This is a genomic window from Bradyrhizobium erythrophlei (assembly GCF_900129425.1).
Taxonomy (GTDB): domain Bacteria; phylum Pseudomonadota; class Alphaproteobacteria; order Rhizobiales; family Xanthobacteraceae; genus Bradyrhizobium; species Bradyrhizobium erythrophlei_C.
This window is the reverse complement of record NZ_LT670817.1, coordinates 4,512,943-4,531,825: the sequence shown is the minus strand read 5'-3', so window position 1 is coordinate 4,531,825 and position 18,883 is coordinate 4,512,943. Positions and strand designations below refer to the sequence as shown.

Here is an 18,883-nt window from a genome sequence, read left to right as displayed (position 1 = left end):
CCGTCGCGGTTTTTTCAGGTCATTTGAAATGCCCGCCGGACATAGTTAAGTGCGTCGGGCTTCGGAATCAAACCTTTAAGGGAGCAATACGCCCTGTCGGTCGGAATGGCAGCCCCTCGCTCGGTTTACGCCTGCGATCCAGACCGCAGCCGGGGCCGGCTGTTCGCGGAACCGCCGAGCAAGACCCGCAGCCCGTTCCGTCGCGATTGCGACCGGGTGATCCATTCCACCGCCTTTCGCCGCCTCAAGTACAAAACCCAGGTATTCGTGTTCCACGAAGGCGATCACTACCGGACCCGGCTGACCCACTCGCTCGAAGTGGCGCAGATCGCCCGCGCGCTGGCCCGGCAGCTCGGCCTCGATGAGGATCTTACGGAAACACTGGCGCTGGCGCACGACCTCGGCCACCCGCCGTTCGGCCACGCCGGCGAGCGGGCGCTGGATTCCTGCCTGCAGGGCCATGGCGGGTTCGATCACAACGCGCAGACCCTGCGCGTCGTAACGTCGCTGGAGCACCGCCATCCCGAATTCGACGGTCTCAACCTGACCTGGGAAGCGCTGGAGGGCATCGTCAAGCACAACGGTCCCCTGACCGAACGCGGCGGGGAGGCGGTCGGACGATATCGCGGCCACGGTATTCCCGCAGCCGTGTCCGACTTTAACAGGACATACGACCTGGAACTATGGAGCTTTGCCTCGCTCGAGGCCCAGGCCGCAGCGATCGCCGACGATATTGCCTATGACGCCCATGACATCGACGATGGTCTGCGCGCCGGCCTGTTTGCGGTCGACGATCTCAAGATCATGCCGTTGACGGCTGAAATGATCGCCGAGATCGCCAAGCGCTATCCCGATCTCGATAATGACAGGCGCGGCGCGGAGCTGGTGCGCGAGCTGATTTCGTATCTGATCGGCGCGGTGGTCGCGGAGACGCGCAGGCGTCTGGAAGCCGCGTGGCCGACATCGGTCGAGGATGTCCGCAACCATGGTGAGCAGCTGATCGCATTTCCTGCGGACGTCGCGCAGCAGGAGACCGGCATCAAGGCTTTCCTGAAGCTAAGGATGTACCGACACCCGCGGGTGATGGGGGTGATGGGGGAGGCCGAACGGATCCTGTTCGACCTGTTCGCGCGCTATCAGCAGGAGCCGGCCATTCTGCCGGCTGAATGGCGGCTGCCCCACGGCGAGGAGAGCGAAACCGAACATGCGCGGCGGATCGGCAACTTTATCGCCGGGATGACCGACCGCTTCGCCCTTACCGAACATCAGAGGCTTTTTGACTCGACCCCGGATTTGCGTTAGGCGGCGGCCTCGCCGCTATGTCGGCACAATTCCCGGTCCCAGTCATGTCCATGGTCGAATCCAGGCAATCGCAGCATCTTTTCGCCGACGTGCTCGCGCGCGTGCACGCGGTGTGCGCGGCGGTCGCAGCGGAAGGCGGATGGCCTGAAGGCGTCGATTTGTCGCGGGTGGTGGTCGAGCCGCCGCGCGATGCTTCGCATGGCGATATGGCGACCAATGCCGCGATGGTGCTGGCGAAAGACGCCAAAGCCAAGCCGCGCGATCTCGCCGAACAGATCGCAGCCAAACTGCGCGCGGACGATTTGATTGCTTCCGTCGCTGTCGCCGGTCCGGGTTTCATCAATCTCACCCTGAAGCCATCGGCCTGGTCGGACGCGTTGCGCACCGTGTTGCGTGAGGGCGATTCCTACGGGCGCAGCGAGATGGGCGCGGCCGAGAAGGTCAATGTCGAATACGTTTCCGCCAACCCGACCGGGCCGATGCATGTCGGACATTGTCGCGGCGCGGTGTTCGGCGATGCGCTGGTCAGCCTGTTGACCTTCGCGGGCTATGAGGTAACGCGCGAATATTACATCAACGACGCCGGCGCCCAGGTCGATGTGCTCGCGCGCTCGGCCTATCTCAGATATCGCGAGGCGCTCGGCGAAAATATCGGCGAGATACCGGAAGGGCTTTATCCCGGCGACTATCTGAAGCCGGTGGGGCAGGCACTGGCCGATGAGTATGGCCGTGGTCTGAACCAGATGCCCGAGGAACAATGGCTCCCGATCGTGCGCGAGAGGGCCATCGGCATGATGATGGACATGATCAAGGGCGATCTCGCCGCGCTCAACATCAGACACGACGTGTTCTTTTCGGAGCGCTCGCTGATTGCTGGCGGGACCGATCAGGTCGCCGCCACCATCGAGTTTCTGCGCGCCAAGGGCGACGTCTATGAAGGCCGCCTGCCGCCGCCCAAGGGCGCGCCGGTCGAAGATTACGAGGATCGCGAACAGACGCTGTTTCGTGCCACCGATTATGGCGACGATGTCGATCGGCCGTTGAAGAAATCCGACGGCAGTTACACCTATTTCGCCTCCGATATCGCCAATCACAAGAACAAGTTCGATCGCGGCTTTCGCAATCTGATCGATGTCTTTGGCGCCGATCATGGCGGGTATGTCAAACGCATGCAGGCAGCGGTCAAGGCCGTCTCTGCCGGCAAGGCCACGCTGGATGTGAAGATCGTGCAACTGGTCAGGCTGCTGCGCAACGGCGAGCCGGTGAAGATGTCGAAACGCTCCGGCGATTTCGTCACCTTGCGCGAGGTGGTCGACGAGGTCGGCAAGGATGCCGTCCGCTTCATGATGCTCTATCGCAAGAACGACGCGGTGCTGGATTTCGACCTCGCCAAGGTGATCGAGCAGTCGCGCGAGAACCCGGTGTTCTACGTGCAGTATGGCCACGCCCGCGGCCATTCGGTGTTCCGCAACGCCCGCGAAGTCGTCCCTGACCTGCCGGATGAGACCACCGCGCGGGCGGCGTTCCTTGGCCGGGCAGCCGTCGAGCGGCTCACCGACCCCGCGGAACTCAGCCTGCTCAAGCTGCTGGCCCTCTATCCCCGGATGATCGAGGCGGCGGCGGTCGCACACGAGCCGCACCGAATCGCTTTTTATCTGTACGATCTTGCCAGCGAATTTCATGCGCTGTGGACCAGGGGGCGCGATTTGCCCTATTTACGCTTCATTATCAATAATGATGCAGAGATCACAAAGGCGCGGCTGGCTTTGGTCCAGGGCGTCGTCTCGGTTCTGGCATCGGGCTTGGCCGTTCTCGGCGTCGATGCTCCAGACGAGATGCGGTAGTTAGGGGCACGCCGCTTGGATGGGGACCTGTGACGGTTCTTTGGCAAGGCTGGTTCGTTTGTAGGGGCGGGTTGGCGGCTTTCCCGAAGGGGACGCATCATCACAATGGCTGATCGATATCAGAACAGACCTTTTCCCGGCGACGATCACTATGATCGCGGCGGCGAGCAACCTGCGTCCGTGTCTGGCGAGAGCGATCCGCTGGCGGAGCTCGCGCGGTTGATCGGTCAGACCGATCCGTTCGGCAGCATGGGTCGGGCCAATCAACAGGTTCAGCCGCGAACCAGCGCGCGCGATCCGTACCAACAGCCGGCGCCGGACGATGTCCCCGCCGCAGGCCCGCCGCCATGGATGCAGCGCGCGGTCCGGCAGGAAGCCCCGCAGCAGGACTACCCGCAGGATTATCCAAGCGCCGTGCATCCGCTGCAGCGTTACGCGACCCCGGTTGCCGCCCCGCCTGAGGCGGATTATCAGGATTATCAGCAGGCGCCGCCGTTCGATGAGGCCGACCAAGAGCCTGATCCGTCGCGCTATGACGATGCGCTTTATGGCCAGCTCGATCCCGGTACGCAGCAATCCCAGCACGATCCGGCCTATGCGGATGATCCCTATGCTTACCAGGACGGCTATGGCGAGGGTGCCGAAGAGCCGTTCCAGAAGCGTCGCGGCGGTATTTTCACGGTTGCTGCCGTTCTGGCGTTGGCGGTGGTAGGAACGGGTGCAGCGTTTGCGTACCGTACCTATGTCGGTTCGCCCCGCAGCGGCGAGCCTCCGATCATCAAGGCCGATACCGGTCCGACCAAGATCGTGCCGGCGCCATCAGACGGCAGCGGCAAAGTGCCGGACCGCATGGCTGCGGGCGATGGCACCGAGAAAATCGTTCCGCGCGAGGAAGCGCCAGTTGACGTCAATGCCAAGTCCGGTCCGCGCGTGGTGTTTCCACCACTGAATCCGAATAACAATCCGCCGTCCGCGGCGAGCGTGGCTGGATCGGCGCTGGCCAGTGCCGGGAACGGGACGTTGCCTAACGACGAGCCGCGCAAGATCAAGACCCTGACCGTCCGGGGCGACCAGGCTGATGATGCTGCGGCGCCCGTGACCTCGGCGCCGCCTTCCCCGGCAAAACCAGCGCCGGCGGTGCGGACCACCGCGACGCCGTCGCCTGCCGCTGCCCGAAACCCGCCATCGTCGGCAAATGCCAGCGCCAATGCGCCGCTGTCACTGGCGCCGCAGGGTGCTCAACCCGCCCCAGCCGCGGAATCGCGAGCCCGGGTTGCCGCGACAGCCCCGACGCAAATTACCCCCACTGCGTCGACAGGTGGCGGCGGATACCTGGTTCAGGTTTCCTCGCAACGCAATGAGGCCGAAGCGCAAGCCTCCTATCGGGCGCTGCAGGGCAAATTCCCGACGGTGCTGGGATCGCACGCGCCGTTGATCAAGCGTGCGGACCTCGGCGACAAAGGCGTCTACTACCGCGCCATGGTCGGTCCGTTCGGGTCGCCCGATGAGGCGTCGCAGTTCTGCGGCAGCCTGAAGACCGCCGGCGGGCAGTGCGTCGTCCAAAGGAATTAACGGCCGTTTCCTTGACCCCCGGGGCGGCAGCGGGCTAATCGGCCGCATGAGCAGCCGCGCATTCATCACGGGCGTATCCGCAACCGAGCTCAGCGCCGCTGAGCGCGAATTCATCCGGGCCGAACGTCCTTGGGGGTTCATCCTCTTCAAGCGGAATATTGAATCTCCGCTACAAGTAGCTCAGCTTGTTGCCGTACTACGCGAGACGATCGGTGAACCGGATGCGCCGGTACTGATCGACCAGGAGGGCGGCCGGGTTCAGCGCTTCGGGCCGCCACACTGGCCGGCCTATCCGGCCGGAGCCGTGTTTGGCGCGCTTTACGACATCGATTCGACGCTCGGCTTGGCTGCGGCGCGCCTGAGTGCGCGTCTGATGGCAGCCGACCTTACCGAAGCAGGCATCACAGTTGATTGCCTGCCGCTGGCGGACGTACCGGTCGCCGGTGCCGATGCGGTGATCGGCAACCGGGCCTACGGAACCGAGCAGCACAAGGTCGCAGCGATCGCGCGCGCCGTAACGGATGGGCTGGAGCAGGGTGGTATTTTACCGGTGCTCAAGCACATTCCCGGGCATGGCCGAGCCACCGCCGATACCCATTTTAGGCTTCCGCAGGTCGATACGTCCCAAGCGGAGCTGGAACGGACCGATTTCGCCGCCTTCCAACCGCTTGCGGACCTGCCGATGGCGATGACCGCACATGTTGTGTTTAGCGCGCTGGATCCCGCCCATCCCGCGACAACTTCTGCGACAATCATCGAACAGGTGATTCGCGGCGTGATTGGGTTCCAGGGTTTGTTGATGAGTGATGATGTGTCCATGAACGCGCTGGCCGGATCAATCGCCGAGCGGACCAAGGCCATCATCACCGCCGGCTGCGACATGGTTCTGCATTGTAACGGCAAGCTCGACGAAATGCGCGAAGTCGCACGCGAGACGCCGGAATTGTCGGGCAAGGCGCTGGATCGCGCCAGGCGGGCGCTGGCGGCACGAAGGCCGCCGCTGGCCTTCGACCGGCTGGCGGCACGGGCTGAACTGGATTCGTTGATTGATCGGGCAGGAACGGCAGGCGTATGACTGCAGAAATTCTATCGTTTGAAACCGGGCGTCCCGCCGAACTCGCGGAGGGCGAGCCGTCGCTGGTGGTCGATGTCGAGGGTTATGAGGGCCCGCTCGATCTCTTGCTGGCGCTGGCCCGGCAGCAGAAGGTCGATCTCGCCAAGATTTCGATTCTGGCGCTCGCCGACCAGTACCTGGTGTTCATCGAGGCGGCGCGGAAGATCAGGCTCGAGCTTGCGGCCGACTATCTGGTGATGGCGGCATGGCTGGCGTTTCTAAAATCGCGGCTGCTGTTGCCGGAACCCGCCACCGCGGACGGACCCAGCGCCGAGGAGATGGCGACCGCGCTGGCCAACCGGCTGCGCCGGCTTGAGGCCATTCGCGAAGCGTCGAACCGGCTGATGAACCGCCCGCAATTGCAGCGCGACATTTTCCCGCGCGGCAATCCTGAAAGCATTGCCGAAATCAGGCATCCCAGATTTACCGCGACCCTGTTCGACCTGCTTAGCGCCTATGCCGCACAACGCCAGCAGCGGGTGCTAGCAACCGTCCATCTGGCGAAACGCACCGTCTGGTCGCTGAGCGAGGCGAGGGCCTCGCTGGAGCGGCTGGTCGGAATGGCCGAGGACTGGAGCCGACTCGACGAATACCTTCTCAACTACGTCGTCGACCCGTCGCAAAAGGCCACCGTTTTTGCGTCCAGCTTTGCAGCAGCCCTGGAGTTGGTCAGGGAAGGCGAGGTTGAATTGCACCAGAAAGAGGCGTTCGCGCCGCTGTATTTTCGAAAGCGTCCGCCGCAACCAGTATCCGACGCGATGAACGCGCCGGATCTGCCGGCCGAGTAAGTGGAAGAAGGAGACGAGCCATGGCAAGCCTGGCGGAAAAACGCATAGCCGATGCCGAGGAGCGTTCTGTGGATCCGCAAGCGCGGCCCGAGGAATTGCGGCTATTGGAAGCGCTGCTGTTCGCCTCCACCGAGCCGCTCGATCAGGCCACGCTTGCAAAGCGGATGCCCGATGGCGTCGATATCAAGGTGGCGCTGGCGCAATTGCAGGCCGATTACGCCTTGCGCGGCGTCAATCTGGTTCGTGTCGCCAACAAATGGACCTTCCGCACCGCGGGCGATCTGTCCTGGCTGATGACCCGGGAAAGCACCGAGACGCGGCGGCTGTCGCGCGCGGCGATCGAAATGCTTGCCATCATCGCCTATCACCAGCCGGTCACCCGTGCCGAGATCGAGGAAATCCGCGGCGTCATTACCTCCAAGGGGACGCTGGATGTGCTGCTGGAAACCGGCTGGATTCGTCCGCGCGGCCGCCGCAAGACGCCTGGTCGTCCGCTGACCTTCGGAACCACCGAAGCCTTCCTGTCGCAGTTCAGCCTGGAGGCGCTTGGCGATCTGCCAGGCCTTGAGGAACTGAAGGGCACGGGCCTGCTGGATTCGCGGCTGCCCTCGGGATTCAGCGTTCCGGCGCCATCGGATGACCCGACCTTGCGCGATGACGAGGATCCGCTGGAGATCGGCGATCTGGAACTCGCGCTGGCGCCTGCGGTGGAGCCGGAGAGCGGCGGCGAGAGCTGATTTGGCGCAAGCGGCGACGCGAGTTAACGCTAGCGGCAATGCGTCGCGCTAACAGCGATTTGACGCGGCTTAAGTCCTTGTTTTTGACACCTCCGGAGCCTACTTTCCGCCTAGGAATAGGCTGGGTCGCCGGCCGTGTGGAGGGTTGCAGGATGGGTTCACTTAGCATTTGGCACTGGATCGTCGTGATCGCAGTCGTCCTGCTGTTGTTCGGTCGCGGCAAGATTTCTGACCTGATGGGGGACGTCGCGCAGGGCATCAAGGCCTTCAAGAAAGGCATGCAGGACGATGAGACGACTGCGGAGAAGCCCGAGCCCGTGAAGTCGATCGATCATAACGCCACGCCGCCCACGGCAGCGCGGTCGGATGTCGGCAGCAAGGCTGTCTGACAGGTTGCGGCAAACCCTTGGCGAGCCACTTTGCGCGTGCGGCAAGGCGGGGTAAGGGAGACGCGGGCGGCCCAAAAATCTTGTTTGACAAGGCTTTTTGTTTGCTGAGCCTTCTTGTTCGACAAGTCTTGTTGTTCGACAAGCATTGGGGTGAATTTGCCTCGCGTAAGCGGAATTTTTCATGTTCGATATCGGGTGGAGTGAACTGGTCCTCATCGCGGTTGTCGCGCTGATCGCCATCGGCCCGAAAGAACTGCCGGGCGTGCTGCGCATGGTCGGACAGTGGATGGGCAAGGCGCGCAAGATGGCCGCCGAATTCCAGGGCCAGTTCCAGGAAGCCATGCGCGAGGCCGAAATGGCCGACCTCAAGAAGAGCTTTGACGAGGTCAAGGAGGCCGCGACCGGTTTTACCAGCAACAATGTCATGACCTCCCTGCAAAAGGACGTCAGCAGCGCGCTGCGGATCGACGACATCGACGCGCCGGCGACGTCGAACCTCGACGCGCCGACGACGTCGGCAGCCGGGGTGCCGGCGATCGATCCGCCGGTCAGCCCGACGACGCCCGAGATGCCCAGGCCGGAAACGTTTACAGAGGCGAGCGCCCATACGGCCACAACCGAGCCTCTGGCGATCACGCCGGAAATTGAAACCCGGCCGGCGGCTCAGGACACCGCGCCTGCGGCGCCTGACCTGCTCAAGGACGCTAAAGCGTCATGAGCGCCGAGGATATCGAGGCCAGCAAAGCGCCGCTGATGGATCATTTGATCGAGTTGCGCTCGCGGCTGATCAAGGCGCTGCTCGCGTTCGGAATTGCCTTCATCTTCTGCTTCTTTTTCGCCAAGCAGATCTACAACGTGCTGGTGTGGCCGTTCGTCTGGGTGGCGGGGCCGGAAAACTCCAAGTTCATCTACACCGCGCTGTTGGAATATTTCCTGACCCAGTTGAAGCTGGCGCTGTTCGGCGCCGGCTTCATCTCGTTCCCGATCGTGGCGACGCAGCTCTACAAGTTCGTGGCGCCCGGCCTCTACAAGCACGAACGCGGCGCGTTTCTGCCCTATCTGATCGCGACGCCGGTCTTCTTCGTGATGGGATCGATGCTGGTCTATTTCGTGGTGCTGCCGATGCTGGTGCGGTTCTCGCTCGGCATGCAGCAGGCCGCCGGTGCTGAGACCGCGCAAATCCAGTTGCTGCCCAAGGTCGGCGAATACCTGTCGCTGATGATGTCGCTGATTTTCGCTTTCGGGGTGGCGTTCCAGCTGCCGGTGATCCTGACGCTGTTGGGCCGGATCGGCATCATCACCTCGAAGCAGCTGCGCGATAAGCGGCGGTATTTCGTCGTGATCGCCTTCATCATCGCCGCCGTGCTGACGCCGCCGGACGTGCTGAGCCAGGCCTCGCTCGCTCTGCCGCTATTGGCGCTCTACGAAGGCTCGATCATCGCGGTGCGTATCGTGGAAAAGAAGGCCGCCGCGGCCAGTTCCGCCGCCGGTACGCCGCCCTCCGCCGCCCCGCCGCCGCCCGCCGCCAATCCGGCGGAGTAGGGGCGCTGGGCGCGTCCCAGACATTCCCCTGTCATCCTGAAGGCGGCCCACCCCAAATTCGTCATGCCCGGGCTTGACCCGGGCATCCACGACTTGTTCTAAGGCAGCAAAGACGTGGATGGCCGGAACAAGTCCGGCCATGACGGGAAATTGACCCATGCACGACATCAAATCGATCCGCGACAATCCCGCCGCCTTCGACGCCGCGCTGAAGCGGCGCGGGCTGGAGCCGATGTCGGCGTTGCTGCTGGCGATCGACGAGAAACGCCGTGCGGCGATCCTGAAATCGGAGCAGGCGCAGGCGCGGCGCAATGCGGCGTCCAAGGAAATCGGCGAAGCCAAGAAGGCCAGGGACGACGCGCGCGCCGCGGCCCTGATGGCGGAGGTCGCCGAGCTCAAGACCACGATGCCGCAGCTTGAGGTGGCTGCAAAGGCGGCGGACGAAGAACTGGCCCGGGAGCTGGCGGCGATTCCGAATTTGCCGCTGGACGAGGTGCCCGACGGCGTTGACGAGCACGGCAATGTGCAGCGTCACATCTTCGGCGCGGTGCGCAACTATGCGTTCGCGCCAAAGCCGCACGACGACCTTGGCGGCGCGCTCGGCTTCATGGATTTCGAGGCCGCGGCGAAGCTGAGCGGCGCTCGTTTCGTCGTGCTCAAGAAGGGGCTGGCGCGGCTGGAGCGCGCGATCGGTCAATTCATGCTCGACCTTCACACCAGCGAACACGGCTACTCCGAAATCAATCCGCCGTTGCTGGTCCGCGACGCGGTGATGTTCGGAACGGGACAATTGCCAAAGTTCGAGGATGACCAGTTTTGGGCCGTCAAAGGCGAGTTGCTGACCGCTGCCGACGAGAGTGCGGTCGTGGACCGCGGCCGATTGAGGGGCGAGCGCCTCGGTCTCATCCCCACCGCCGAAGTGCCGCTGACAAACCTCGTACGCGAGTCCATCCTCGACGAGAAGAAATTGCCGCTGCGGCTGACGGCGCTGACGCCGTGCTTTCGCGCCGAAGCCGGTGCTGCCGGCCGCGATACCCGCGGCATGATCCGGCAGCATCAATTTACCAAGGTCGAACTGGTCTCTATTACGACGGCCGAGGCGAGCAGGGACGAGCACGAGCGCATGCTGGCCTGCGCCGAGGAAGTGCTGCGGCAGCTCGATCTGCATTACCGGGTGATGACGCTGTGCGCCGGCGACATGGGTTTTTCGGCGCAGAAGACCTATGACATCGAGGTCTGGATGCCCGGCCAGGGCGAGGGCGGCGCTTTCCGGGAAATCTCGAGCTGTTCGGTGTGCGGCGATTTCCAGGCCCGGCGGATGGACGCGCGCTATCGCGGGCCAGACGGCAAGCCGCGCTTCGTGCATACGCTGAACGGCTCCGGCACCGCCGTCGGCCGCGCGCTGATCGCTGTCATGGAGACCTACCAGCAGGAGGACGGCTCGATCGCCGTGCCCGACGTGCTGCAGCCCTACATGGGCGGGCTGAAAGTGGTCGAGAAGGACCGATAGTCGGCCCGAATTATCCAAGACGGCCCGCCTTCGATGTTGCGAAGGCCGCGTGTCCCGGTATCTTCGTATTTTTCCTGTGGCGTTTGCCTTTCAGAAAACGAATATATCAATGGCCCTGCATCGCGACATCTATTGGGTGGGCAGACAATGGGCGGTCACTGGCTACGGCGTCCAGGCCTGCAATCAGAAACAGAAGGGCAAATTCGACATCGAAGCTGACAGGTTATGGCAGGACGGCGTGCTGGAAAGCATGCGCGCCCTGAAATGGCTCAATATCGAGGACTTCGACAACGCCATTTCTGCAGCCCGGAAGTACTATCCGGAGCCACCCCGAAAAGCCGCCCCGCCACAGCAGCGCGTTTCGGCCTTGAAGGAAGCGGATTTGAAAGAAACCAGCCGGAAAGCTAATCCCATTGAGCCGCCAGGGCCGGTGGCGCAAAAATTCAATATGCGAATTGAAGGCTGGCCGGCCAAATTCGTCCGCCAATGGCGTATTCGCATTCAGCGGTAGCGACACGGGCGGCGGTTTGAGAAGACAAATAGTCTGCATTTGAATTGCAGTGTCGCAGGTCACCGCCGGATCCATTCACCGTCATAAATTAAGTTTCTCAAACTGAGCAATTTTGACCACGGCCGCAAATGCCGGAAAGGTCATTCTGAGGCATCGCCGTCGGTGCTTGGCGGTCTTCGGTGATAGCGATTCGGTAACGCTCCCAAAATCAACGCAGGATGCGTCATGCCCGAGTATCAGCCGGTATCGTCCGCGCATGTTTCGGCCATCGAGCGGCCCCGGTGCCCGACGTGTAGTCATAGCCGTATGCTGTTGTCGAAGCTCGAAGCGGGACCGTCCGGCTTCGACTACCGTACATTCGAGTGCCAGCGATGCGGTCGCGTTGAAACCACGGTGGTATCGAGCGATCCCATGACCTCAGAGGCCCGCGGTTGACTCGCCGGCGAGCTAAAGCCTCCAACGTAAGCGGTTTTGAGCCAAATGCGCCCGGTCTTGCTGCGCCCGCAGGGCCGGTTGCCGGGGAAGGCCTCGACACAATCGCAAGTTGTCCGCGCCCCTGATTTGAGTCGCACACCCGACATAAAGGGATTATATTGGCGCATCACCTCGCCTTCGGTTTTAGCGGTGATTGGGTGATTGAGAGTGTTGTGCTCCCGGCCTCATGACGGACCAACACCATGTCCAACACGTCGGAAATGCAGATCAAGGACGCGTTTGATCCCCGGGCTTTTCTAGGCTTAGTCGGGGCAGGAAAAACCATCGAGCGATACGCGAAAAACCAGAAGATTTACGCGCAAGGCGATATCGCCGACACGATCCTTTTCATCCAGAAAGGCAAGGTCAAGATCACTGTCCTGTCTGAGCACGGCAAGGAGGCGGTGGTTGGAATCTTCGCGGAAGGGCAGTTTTTCGGCGAAGCCTGTCTCGAGGGGGAGGCACTGCGCACCGCAACAAGCCAGGCCATGGAAGATTGCCTGATCACTTCGATCACCAAGAGCGCAATGCTTGCGACCCTTGGCAAACAGCCGAAATTTTCCGCGTTTTTTATCGCCCATCTGCTGTCGCGAAACAGCCGGATCGAGGACGACCTGATCGATCAGCTGTTCAATTCCAGCGAACGGCGGCTAGCGCGGCTGCTTCTGCTGCTCGCCAATTTCGGCGGTGAACACGGCGTGCAGCCGATCACGCTCAGCCAGGAAACCCTGGCGGAAATGATCGGCACCACCCGATCGCGCGTGAGTTTTTTCATGAACAAATTCCGGAAACAAGGCTTCATCGACTACAACGGAAAAATCGAGGTTCACGCCTCGCTGCTGGATGCCGTGCTGCGCGACAAGCCTCAAATACAACAGGATGAGTAGAGGGGAAAGCAACCAGGTTCACGACTTGAATAGATTCGCTGTAGACTGAGGCGGTCCTGCAGAACCCGCGCGACGACAAGGACCTCGAGATTTCCCTGCTCAATAACTTTTGGGAAAGAAAATTCATCGCGAGTTCGTTCATCGATAAACCTCACCAGCAAATCGAAATCGCGGCGGCGGCTGAAATGCGGGTCACGATCAAACCCTTTGCCATCCCAAAATGAAAACTCAAAATAATCTCAGCTATCGCGGCTTTGCAGGATGCGCAGAAAGTGTCGTGGCTGCTACTCGCCCGATCGTGGCACGGGTGCCGCAAATAGCACCGGCGGGACGCCATTTGACCTGACATTGCCGGGTTTGCCTCGACGGCGCGGGAGGGATAAGACGGCACCTTGACGTGCGATGGAATCGACCGAAAGGGGCGCTGAACGGATGCGCATTCTCTGTACCAACGACGACGGCATCCACGCCCCCGGCCTGAAAATCGTCGAGGAGATCGCGCGTGCGCTGTCCGAAGACGTCTGGGTGGTGGCCCCGGAACTCGATCAGTCCGGGGTCTCGCATTCGCTGTCGCTGAACGATCCGTTGCGGTTGCGCGAGGTCGGCCCGCGTCATTTCGCGGTGCGGGGCACGCCGACCGATTGCGTCATCATGGGCGCGCGCCACATCCTCGGCGAGACCATGCCGGACCTGGTGCTGTCGGGCGTCAACAAGGGCCGCAACGTCGCCGAAGACGTGGTCTATTCCGGCACCATCGCCGGAGCGCTGGAGGGCACCATTTTGGGGATTCCGTCGTTTGCGCTGTCGCAGGAATTCAGCATGGAGACCCGCAGCGCGCCGCTGTGGGAAACGGCGCTGAAATTCGGGCCGCCGATTTTGCGCAAGGTGATCGATGCCGGTGTACCCAAGAATACCGTGATTAATGTCAACTTTCCCGCCTGCGCGCCCGACGACGTCGCCGGCGTGCGGGTGACGCGGCAGGGCAAGCGCAATCTCGGTTTTCTGAAAGTCGACGAGCGCCGCGACGGCCGCGGCAATCCATATTTCTGGATTGGGTTCGAGCGTCTGGCGCAGGTCGATGTGCCGACGGAGGGGACCGATCTCGCGGCACTGGCGGCGCGCTGTGTTTCGGTAACGCCGCTGCGGCTCGACCGCACTGACGACGAGTTCTCGCAGGCGCTGACGGCGACGCTGAAGTAGGCGAGAGGCGAGTTCGCGGTCGTCGTCCTTCGAGGCCCGCAAGGGCTCGTACCTCAGGATGACGCCATCAATTCGATCTTGAAACCTAAACCGTCGCGCCCTTCAGCGTCGAGTCGATCATGCGCGCCAACGTTTCGAGCTGGAACGGCTTCTGCAGCGCGGGGCGGTCGCGGTATTCTTCCGGAAGACCCGACGAGCCGTAGCCGGTCGCAAAGATGAACGGCCGGTTGCGGGCATGGATCAGTTCGGCGACCGGCGAAATTACCTTGCCGTTGACGTTCACGTCGAGAATCGCGAGGTCGAAGTCGGTGCACTGCGCCAGTCTCATCGCCTCATTGATCTCGCCGGCCTCGGCCGCAACGCTGTAGCCAAGCTCCTCCAGCATGTCGGCGACCATCATTCTGATCATGACCTCGTCCTCAACGAGGAACACAGAACCGCCCGGCGGCCGCGTCGCAGTCATGATTGATGTCCTTGCCCTTCCCACGATCGTAGGATCGCAAATAACGCCGATGCGCGCAATGTCAACATGTGCGAACGAATCCCGGTGGCCCGCAGTTGCGGGCCGTCGCGGGCAGTTGAGGAGGATTGATCGCCCTGTCCTTTAACGCCAAGATAAAGGGCGGGTTCCATAGCGGGAACACCGATTCTGGGGGAAATTTCTCCTCCAGATTGGAAAGCGCATATTGCAGCAACTTGGCCGGCCCAGCCGCGCTAGACTGTCCAGGCCAGCGCGTTCGCGAGATTGACATGCCCAGCAGCCAGAATCCGCCGGAAAAGATGATGTTTCAGCTCACCCTGCGGCGGCGCGGGATCAGCGATCAGGCGGTGCTTCGCAGCATGGAGGAGATTCCGCGCGAGGCGTTCGTGGAGGTGGCCGATCGCGCCAATGCCTACCGCGATAGCGCGCTCGGCATCGCCTGCGGGCAAACCATCAGTCAGCCATTCGTGGTGGCTTACATGACCGAGCAGCTACAGCTGCAGAAGCATCATCGCGTGCTCGAAATCGGCACAGGTTCGGGATATCAGGCCGCGATCCTGTCGCGGCTTTGCAGCCAGGTGCTGACCATCGAGCGTTACCGGACCCTGGCCGACGGTGCCCGGGCACGACTCAGGAAGCTCGGTTGCGGCAATGTCGAGGTGGTGCTGGGGGACGGCTTCGACATCCCCGCCAGCGCCGGCAGTTTCGACCGCATCATCGTGACCGCGGCGATGGAGCGGATTCCGGAAGGGTTAACGCAGCGGCTCGATCCCGGCGGCATGCTGATCGCGCCGGTCGGGCCGCAGCAGGGCGTCCAGACCCTGGTCCGCATCTTGAGGACCGAGACCGGTTTCGAGCGCAAGGAGCTGGTGGATGTGCGCTTCGTGCCAGCGCTGCCGGGCGTTGCCCGCGAACTGTAGAAGCCGGGGCGGGCCGCCCGGCGAACATCTTATTTTTAAGCTTAAGCGGTTGTTTACTGGGGAGGTGTTTACTCAAAACAGTGATTTGTTGCGTACGAGTGAGTAACCATGTCCCGTGTCGTCGAGTTGCTTTGCTCGCGCCGCGCACCGCACGTCGCGGTGCTGGCGCTGATATCGATCGGTTTTGGCGGCTGCAGCGCCGACATGTCGACGCGGCTTTCGCAAAACCCCTTCTCCAATCCCTTTGACTCGCAACCGGAGGCCACCGGCTCGGTGCCGGCGCCCGCCGTCGAGCGCCGCGAACTTCCGCAATATTCGCGGCCGCAATCGCAATACCAGTCGCAGGCCCTGCCGCCGCCGATCGCAGCTCCGCAGTCTTATCCGACGGCGAGCAGCGGTGTTTCCGGGGGAGGGCGCGGGCTCGCCTCTTACGAACCGCCGAAGCATCCGATCGAGAGCACCGGTACGGTCGCGCCGCGCTCGGTCGCTGCGGTTCACGGCCCGGCACAAGGCACCACGATCATCGTCGGCACCAGCGACACGCTGGAGACGCTGGCGCGTCGTTACAATGTTTCGTCCGCCGCGATCCTGCAGGCCAATGGTTACAAGGGGCCGCGCGCCCTGTCGCCGGGCCAGCAACTGATCATTCCGCATCAAACCGCGGGTGTTGCTGCCCTTGCTCCGGCATTGGCCGCGCCGGCCAGCAAGCCGGTCGCCGCCGTCAGAGCGGCGCCGTCGATACATTTCGTCAATCGCGGCGATACATTGCTGAGCATCGCGCGTCACAACCACGTGTCGGTGGCCCAACTCGCCAAAGCCAATAACCTCAAGCCTACCGCGAAACTCAAGCTCGGCGCCAAGCTGACCGTCCCGGGCGCGAAAACCGCGGCGGTCGCCCCGGCTGTGCCGGTGGCTGTGGCCGCCGCGCAGCCCGCTGCTGCATTGACACCGCCCGCGACCAAAACGGCAGCGGCGGCCGGCGGTCCCCAGCAAACCGCGCGCCTGGCGCAGGCCACGATGAAGGTCGAAGATGCGCCAGCCGAAGCCCCGGTCAAAGCCTCCGAAGCAACCGGTGCGCTGCCGACATTCCGCTGGCCGGTGCGCGGCAAGGTGATCACGAGCTACGGCGCCAAGACCAACGGCAAGGCGAACGACGGCATCAATCTGGCAGTGCCGGAAGGCACGCCGGTGAAGGCGGCGGAGGACGGCGTGGTCGCCTATTCCGGAAATGAGCTCAAGGGGTACGGCAATCTGGTTCTGATTCGGCACGCCAACGGTTACGTCACCGCGTATGCCCATGCGAGTGAATTGCTGGTGAAGCGCGGCGACACGATTAAGCGCGGCCAAGTCATTGCCAAATCGGGTCAGTCGGGCGAGGTGGGGTCGCCGCAACTTCACTTCGAGATCCGCAAGGGATCTACCCCGGTTGACCCGCTTCAGTTCCTCAACGGGGCGTGAGATCTGGGTCTCGGAAGCGACGCAGCGTTCGTCATGCTGCCCCGCAGTATTCGTTGCCTTACTCGATCACTTGGTCCGCGGTGGCCAGCAGCGTCGTGGATAAGTCGATGCCGTGCGCCTTGGCCGTTCTGAGATTGATCACGAGTTCGAACTTGGTTGGCTGCTGGACCGGCAAATCGCGTGGGCTGGCGCCCTTCAGGATACGATCGATGTAGAGGGCCGAGCGAAGGAAAAGGTCGGCATAGTCGACGCCATAGGACATCAGTCCGCCGGCCACGGTGAACGATCGTGCGAAGTAGACGGTAGGCAGGCGATGTTGCGCGGCGGATGCGAGGATGGCGTCGCGGTGCACGATGGTGAAAATATCGGTCAAAACCAGCAATCCACCGTGCTCCCGCGCAAGCTCCGCTATCACTGACTCGATCTCGGCGTCGTCGTGACACGGCGCGGTTCGCGCCGTTATGGCAAAGGAAGGCGCGGCATCCTCGATGGCGTCCATCATCAGGCCGGCATAGGGCGCGGTGGCGGGATTGTACAGGACAGCCACGCGCGCGACGGGCGGCGCGACTTGCGTCAGCATCTGCAGCCATTTGCCGGCCATCAGCGCGTTGAAGTCGCTAAAGCCGGTAACGTTGCCGCCCGGATGCGCCAGGTTTCCGACAAAGCCCTGGCCGACGGGATCGGTGACCATCGTAAACACGACCGGGATCGTGTTGGTCTTCCGCCGCAGCGCCACGACGGACGGGCTGGCCTGTGCGAGCAACACGTCGGGGCCGAACGCGACCAGTTCTGCCGCGTAGCGATCGAAAAGCGCGGCGTCGCCGCCGGTCCAGCGCCATTCAACGCGCATATTTCCTCCCTCTTGCCAGCCGAGTGCGCGGAGGCCCTGCAGCAGGGACGCGACGTAGGCCTGTCCCACCGGGTCGTTGGCGAGATTGCCCATGAGCACGCCGAGGCGGTACGGCGCCGCGCGTCCTGGCGTCTGAGCAACTAGGGCGCGCGGCGCAAGCGTGGCGGCAATTCCTGCAAGGACCGTGCGGCGCTTCATGACAGCAACCTGACTGGCGTTATGCTTAATTCCCGCTCAGCCTTACACCCAGCCGCCCTGCCAATTCCTGGGTGAACTGCCAGGCGACGCGGCCTGAGCGTGAGCCACGCGTGGTCGACCATTCCAGCGCTTCACGCTCCAGTTCGGCTTCCTCGAGATTGATGCCGAAATGGCCGCAATAGCCTTTCACCATCGCCAGATATTCGTCCTGGCTGCAGCGGTGAAAGCCGAGCCACAATCCGAAGCGGTCCGAGAGTGACACCTTTTCCTCGACCGCCTCGCCGGGATTGATCGCGGTAGAGCGCTCGTTTTCGATCATTTCGCGCGCCAGGAGGTGCCGGCGGTTGGAGGTAGCGTACAGGATCACATTGTCGGGGCGCCCCTCGATGCCGCCTTCCAACACTGCCTTCAGGGATTTGTAGGAGGCGTCGTTGCCGTCGAACGACAGATCGTCGCAGAACACGATGAAGCGGAAATCAGAGCTGCGCAGCAGGTCCATCAATGCCGGCAGGCTCTCGATATCCTCGCGGTGAATCTCGATCAGCTTCAGGCGCTCGGCCGGCTTGCGATCGATATTGATGCTGGCATGCGCCGCCTTCACCAGCGAGGATTTGCCCATGCCGCGCGCGCCCCACAACAGCGCATTGTTGGCGGGCAGGCCGTCGGCGAAGCGCACGGTATTCTCGATCAGGATGTCGCGCACGTGCTCGATACCCCTGAGCAGGCCGAGATCGACGCGGCTGACGCGCGGCACCGGCGCCAGCCGTCCGTCGGGGTGCCAGACGAACGCATCGGCGCTGCCGAACGAGCCGGCGGCGGCTGAGGCTGGCGACGCGGTGGACAGCTGCGCCGCGATAGCTTCCAGCGCCCGCGCGATTCTGTCGGCGGTGTCATGTTCGGAGGACGCTGCCGGGCGTTTTGCCGCGGTTATCGGCGATTTCCGCGAGACGCGGGGGCTTGTTTTTCGAGTTATTTTCGACATCTCTGGGGTTCCTGACCATGCAGCCATATCGGGCCTTTTGGTGAGCCGCAAGCCACTCAAGGGAAGGCCAAATGAGGGGTTTGGCAGCGTTGCAATTGGGACCGCGGCCGCTATAGTCCGCGCG

The 18,883-nt window shown here is 62.9% G+C and carries 18 protein-coding genes; 15 read left to right on the top strand and 3 right to left on the bottom strand.

Going from position 1 to position 18,883, the window contains the following annotated elements; translation table 11 throughout:
- Positions 1–93 precede the first annotated feature (93 nt).
- The 13 genes from B5527_RS21610 to surE all read left to right on the top strand — a co-directional run bounded on the left by B5527_RS21610 (position 94) and on the right by surE (position 13,870).
- Positions 94–1,302 carry a deoxyguanosinetriphosphate triphosphohydrolase gene (locus B5527_RS21610; protein ID WP_154072431.1) on the top strand — a complete coding sequence of 403 codons (1,209 nt, stop codon included), beginning with the start codon at positions 94–96 and terminating at the stop codon, positions 1,300–1,302.
- 50 nt (positions 1,303–1,352) lie between these two features.
- On the top strand, positions 1,353–3,146 hold the full coding sequence (gene argS, locus B5527_RS21605) for an arginine--tRNA ligase (protein ID WP_079603335.1): 1,794 nt from the start codon (positions 1,353–1,355) through the stop codon (positions 3,144–3,146).
- A 105-nt stretch (positions 3,147–3,251) separates the two neighbouring features.
- Positions 3,252–4,718 carry an SPOR domain-containing protein gene (locus B5527_RS21600; RefSeq protein ID WP_079603334.1) on the top strand — a complete coding sequence of 489 codons (1,467 nt, stop codon included), beginning with the start codon at positions 3,252–3,254 and terminating at the stop codon, positions 4,716–4,718.
- Between the two features lie 46 nt (positions 4,719–4,764).
- Complete coding sequence (gene nagZ, locus B5527_RS21595) at positions 4,765–5,793, top strand: beta-N-acetylhexosaminidase (protein ID WP_079603333.1); 1,029 nt, start codon at positions 4,765–4,767, stop codon at positions 5,791–5,793.
- Positions 5,790–6,620 carry a segregation and condensation protein A gene (locus B5527_RS21590; protein ID WP_079603332.1) on the top strand — a complete coding sequence of 277 codons (831 nt, stop codon included), beginning with the start codon at positions 5,790–5,792 and terminating at the stop codon, positions 6,618–6,620. The genes nagZ and B5527_RS21590 overlap by 4 nt, the downstream gene beginning before the upstream one ends.
- 20 nt (positions 6,621–6,640) lie before the next feature.
- A complete protein-coding gene (gene scpB / locus B5527_RS21585; protein ID WP_079603331.1) occupies positions 6,641–7,357 on the top strand; it encodes an SMC-Scp complex subunit ScpB in 717 nt (238 codons plus the stop codon).
- 152 nt (positions 7,358–7,509) lie between these two features.
- Entirely contained in the window at positions 7,510–7,746 is a 237-nt protein-coding gene (locus B5527_RS21580) for a twin-arginine translocase TatA/TatE family subunit (RefSeq protein WP_079603330.1), read from the top strand.
- Positions 7,747–7,927: 181 nt separating this feature from the next.
- Positions 7,928–8,464: a Sec-independent protein translocase protein TatB gene (gene tatB, locus B5527_RS21575; protein WP_079603329.1), complete on the top strand. Its 537-nt coding sequence runs from the start codon at positions 7,928–7,930 to the stop codon at positions 8,462–8,464.
- Positions 8,461–9,288 carry a twin-arginine translocase subunit TatC gene (gene tatC / locus B5527_RS21570; RefSeq protein WP_079603328.1) on the top strand — a complete coding sequence of 276 codons (828 nt, stop codon included), beginning with the start codon at positions 8,461–8,463 and terminating at the stop codon, positions 9,286–9,288. The genes tatB and tatC overlap by 4 nt, the downstream gene beginning before the upstream one ends.
- Positions 9,289–9,445: 157 nt before the next feature.
- Positions 9,446–10,798, top strand: a complete 1,353-nt coding sequence (gene serS / locus B5527_RS21565; RefSeq protein WP_079603327.1) for a serine--tRNA ligase — start codon at positions 9,446–9,448, stop codon at positions 10,796–10,798.
- Positions 10,799–10,907: 109 nt separating this feature from the next.
- Positions 10,908–11,309, top strand: coding sequence for a hypothetical protein (locus B5527_RS21560; RefSeq protein WP_079603326.1), 402 nt, complete (start codon positions 10,908–10,910; stop codon positions 11,307–11,309).
- Between the two features lie 677 nt (positions 11,310–11,986).
- Positions 11,987–12,670: a Crp/Fnr family transcriptional regulator gene (locus B5527_RS21550; RefSeq protein ID WP_079603324.1), complete on the top strand. Its 684-nt coding sequence runs from the start codon at positions 11,987–11,989 to the stop codon at positions 12,668–12,670.
- Between the two features lie 432 nt (positions 12,671–13,102).
- The gene (gene surE / locus B5527_RS21545) at positions 13,103–13,870 is read left to right on the top strand and encodes a 5'/3'-nucleotidase SurE (RefSeq protein ID WP_079603323.1); all 768 of its coding nucleotides are present in this window, start codon (positions 13,103–13,105) and stop codon (positions 13,868–13,870) included.
- Between the two features lie 85 nt (positions 13,871–13,955).
- Here surE and B5527_RS21540 read toward each other — a convergent pair whose 3' ends face one another.
- Positions 13,956–14,333, bottom strand: coding sequence for a response regulator (locus B5527_RS21540; protein ID WP_079603322.1), 378 nt, complete (start codon positions 14,331–14,333; stop codon positions 13,956–13,958).
- A gap of 287 nt (positions 14,334–14,620) precedes the next feature.
- Here B5527_RS21540 and B5527_RS21535 point away from each other — a divergent pair, with 287 nt between their 5' ends.
- Entirely contained in the window at positions 14,621–15,271 is a 651-nt protein-coding gene (locus B5527_RS21535; protein ID WP_154072892.1) for a protein-L-isoaspartate(D-aspartate) O-methyltransferase, read from the top strand.
- Positions 15,272–15,379: 108 nt separating this feature from the next.
- Positions 15,380–16,729 (top strand): peptidoglycan DD-metalloendopeptidase family protein, encoded by a 1,350-nt coding sequence (locus tag B5527_RS21530; protein ID WP_079603321.1) that lies wholly within the window; start codon positions 15,380–15,382, stop codon positions 16,727–16,729.
- 58 nt (positions 16,730–16,787) lie between these two features.
- On the opposite strand, the gene B5527_RS21525 is transcribed toward B5527_RS21530, so the two are convergent.
- Both B5527_RS21525 and B5527_RS21520 read right to left on the bottom strand, forming a co-directional pair.
- Positions 16,788–17,777, bottom strand: a complete 990-nt coding sequence (locus B5527_RS21525; RefSeq protein WP_079603320.1) for an ABC transporter substrate-binding protein — start codon at positions 17,775–17,777, stop codon at positions 16,788–16,790.
- Between the two features lie 25 nt (positions 17,778–17,802).
- Positions 17,803–18,759, bottom strand: coding sequence for an ATP-binding protein (locus B5527_RS21520; protein ID WP_245332678.1), 957 nt, complete (start codon positions 18,757–18,759; stop codon positions 17,803–17,805).
- Between the last annotated feature and the right edge of the window lie 124 nt (positions 18,760–18,883).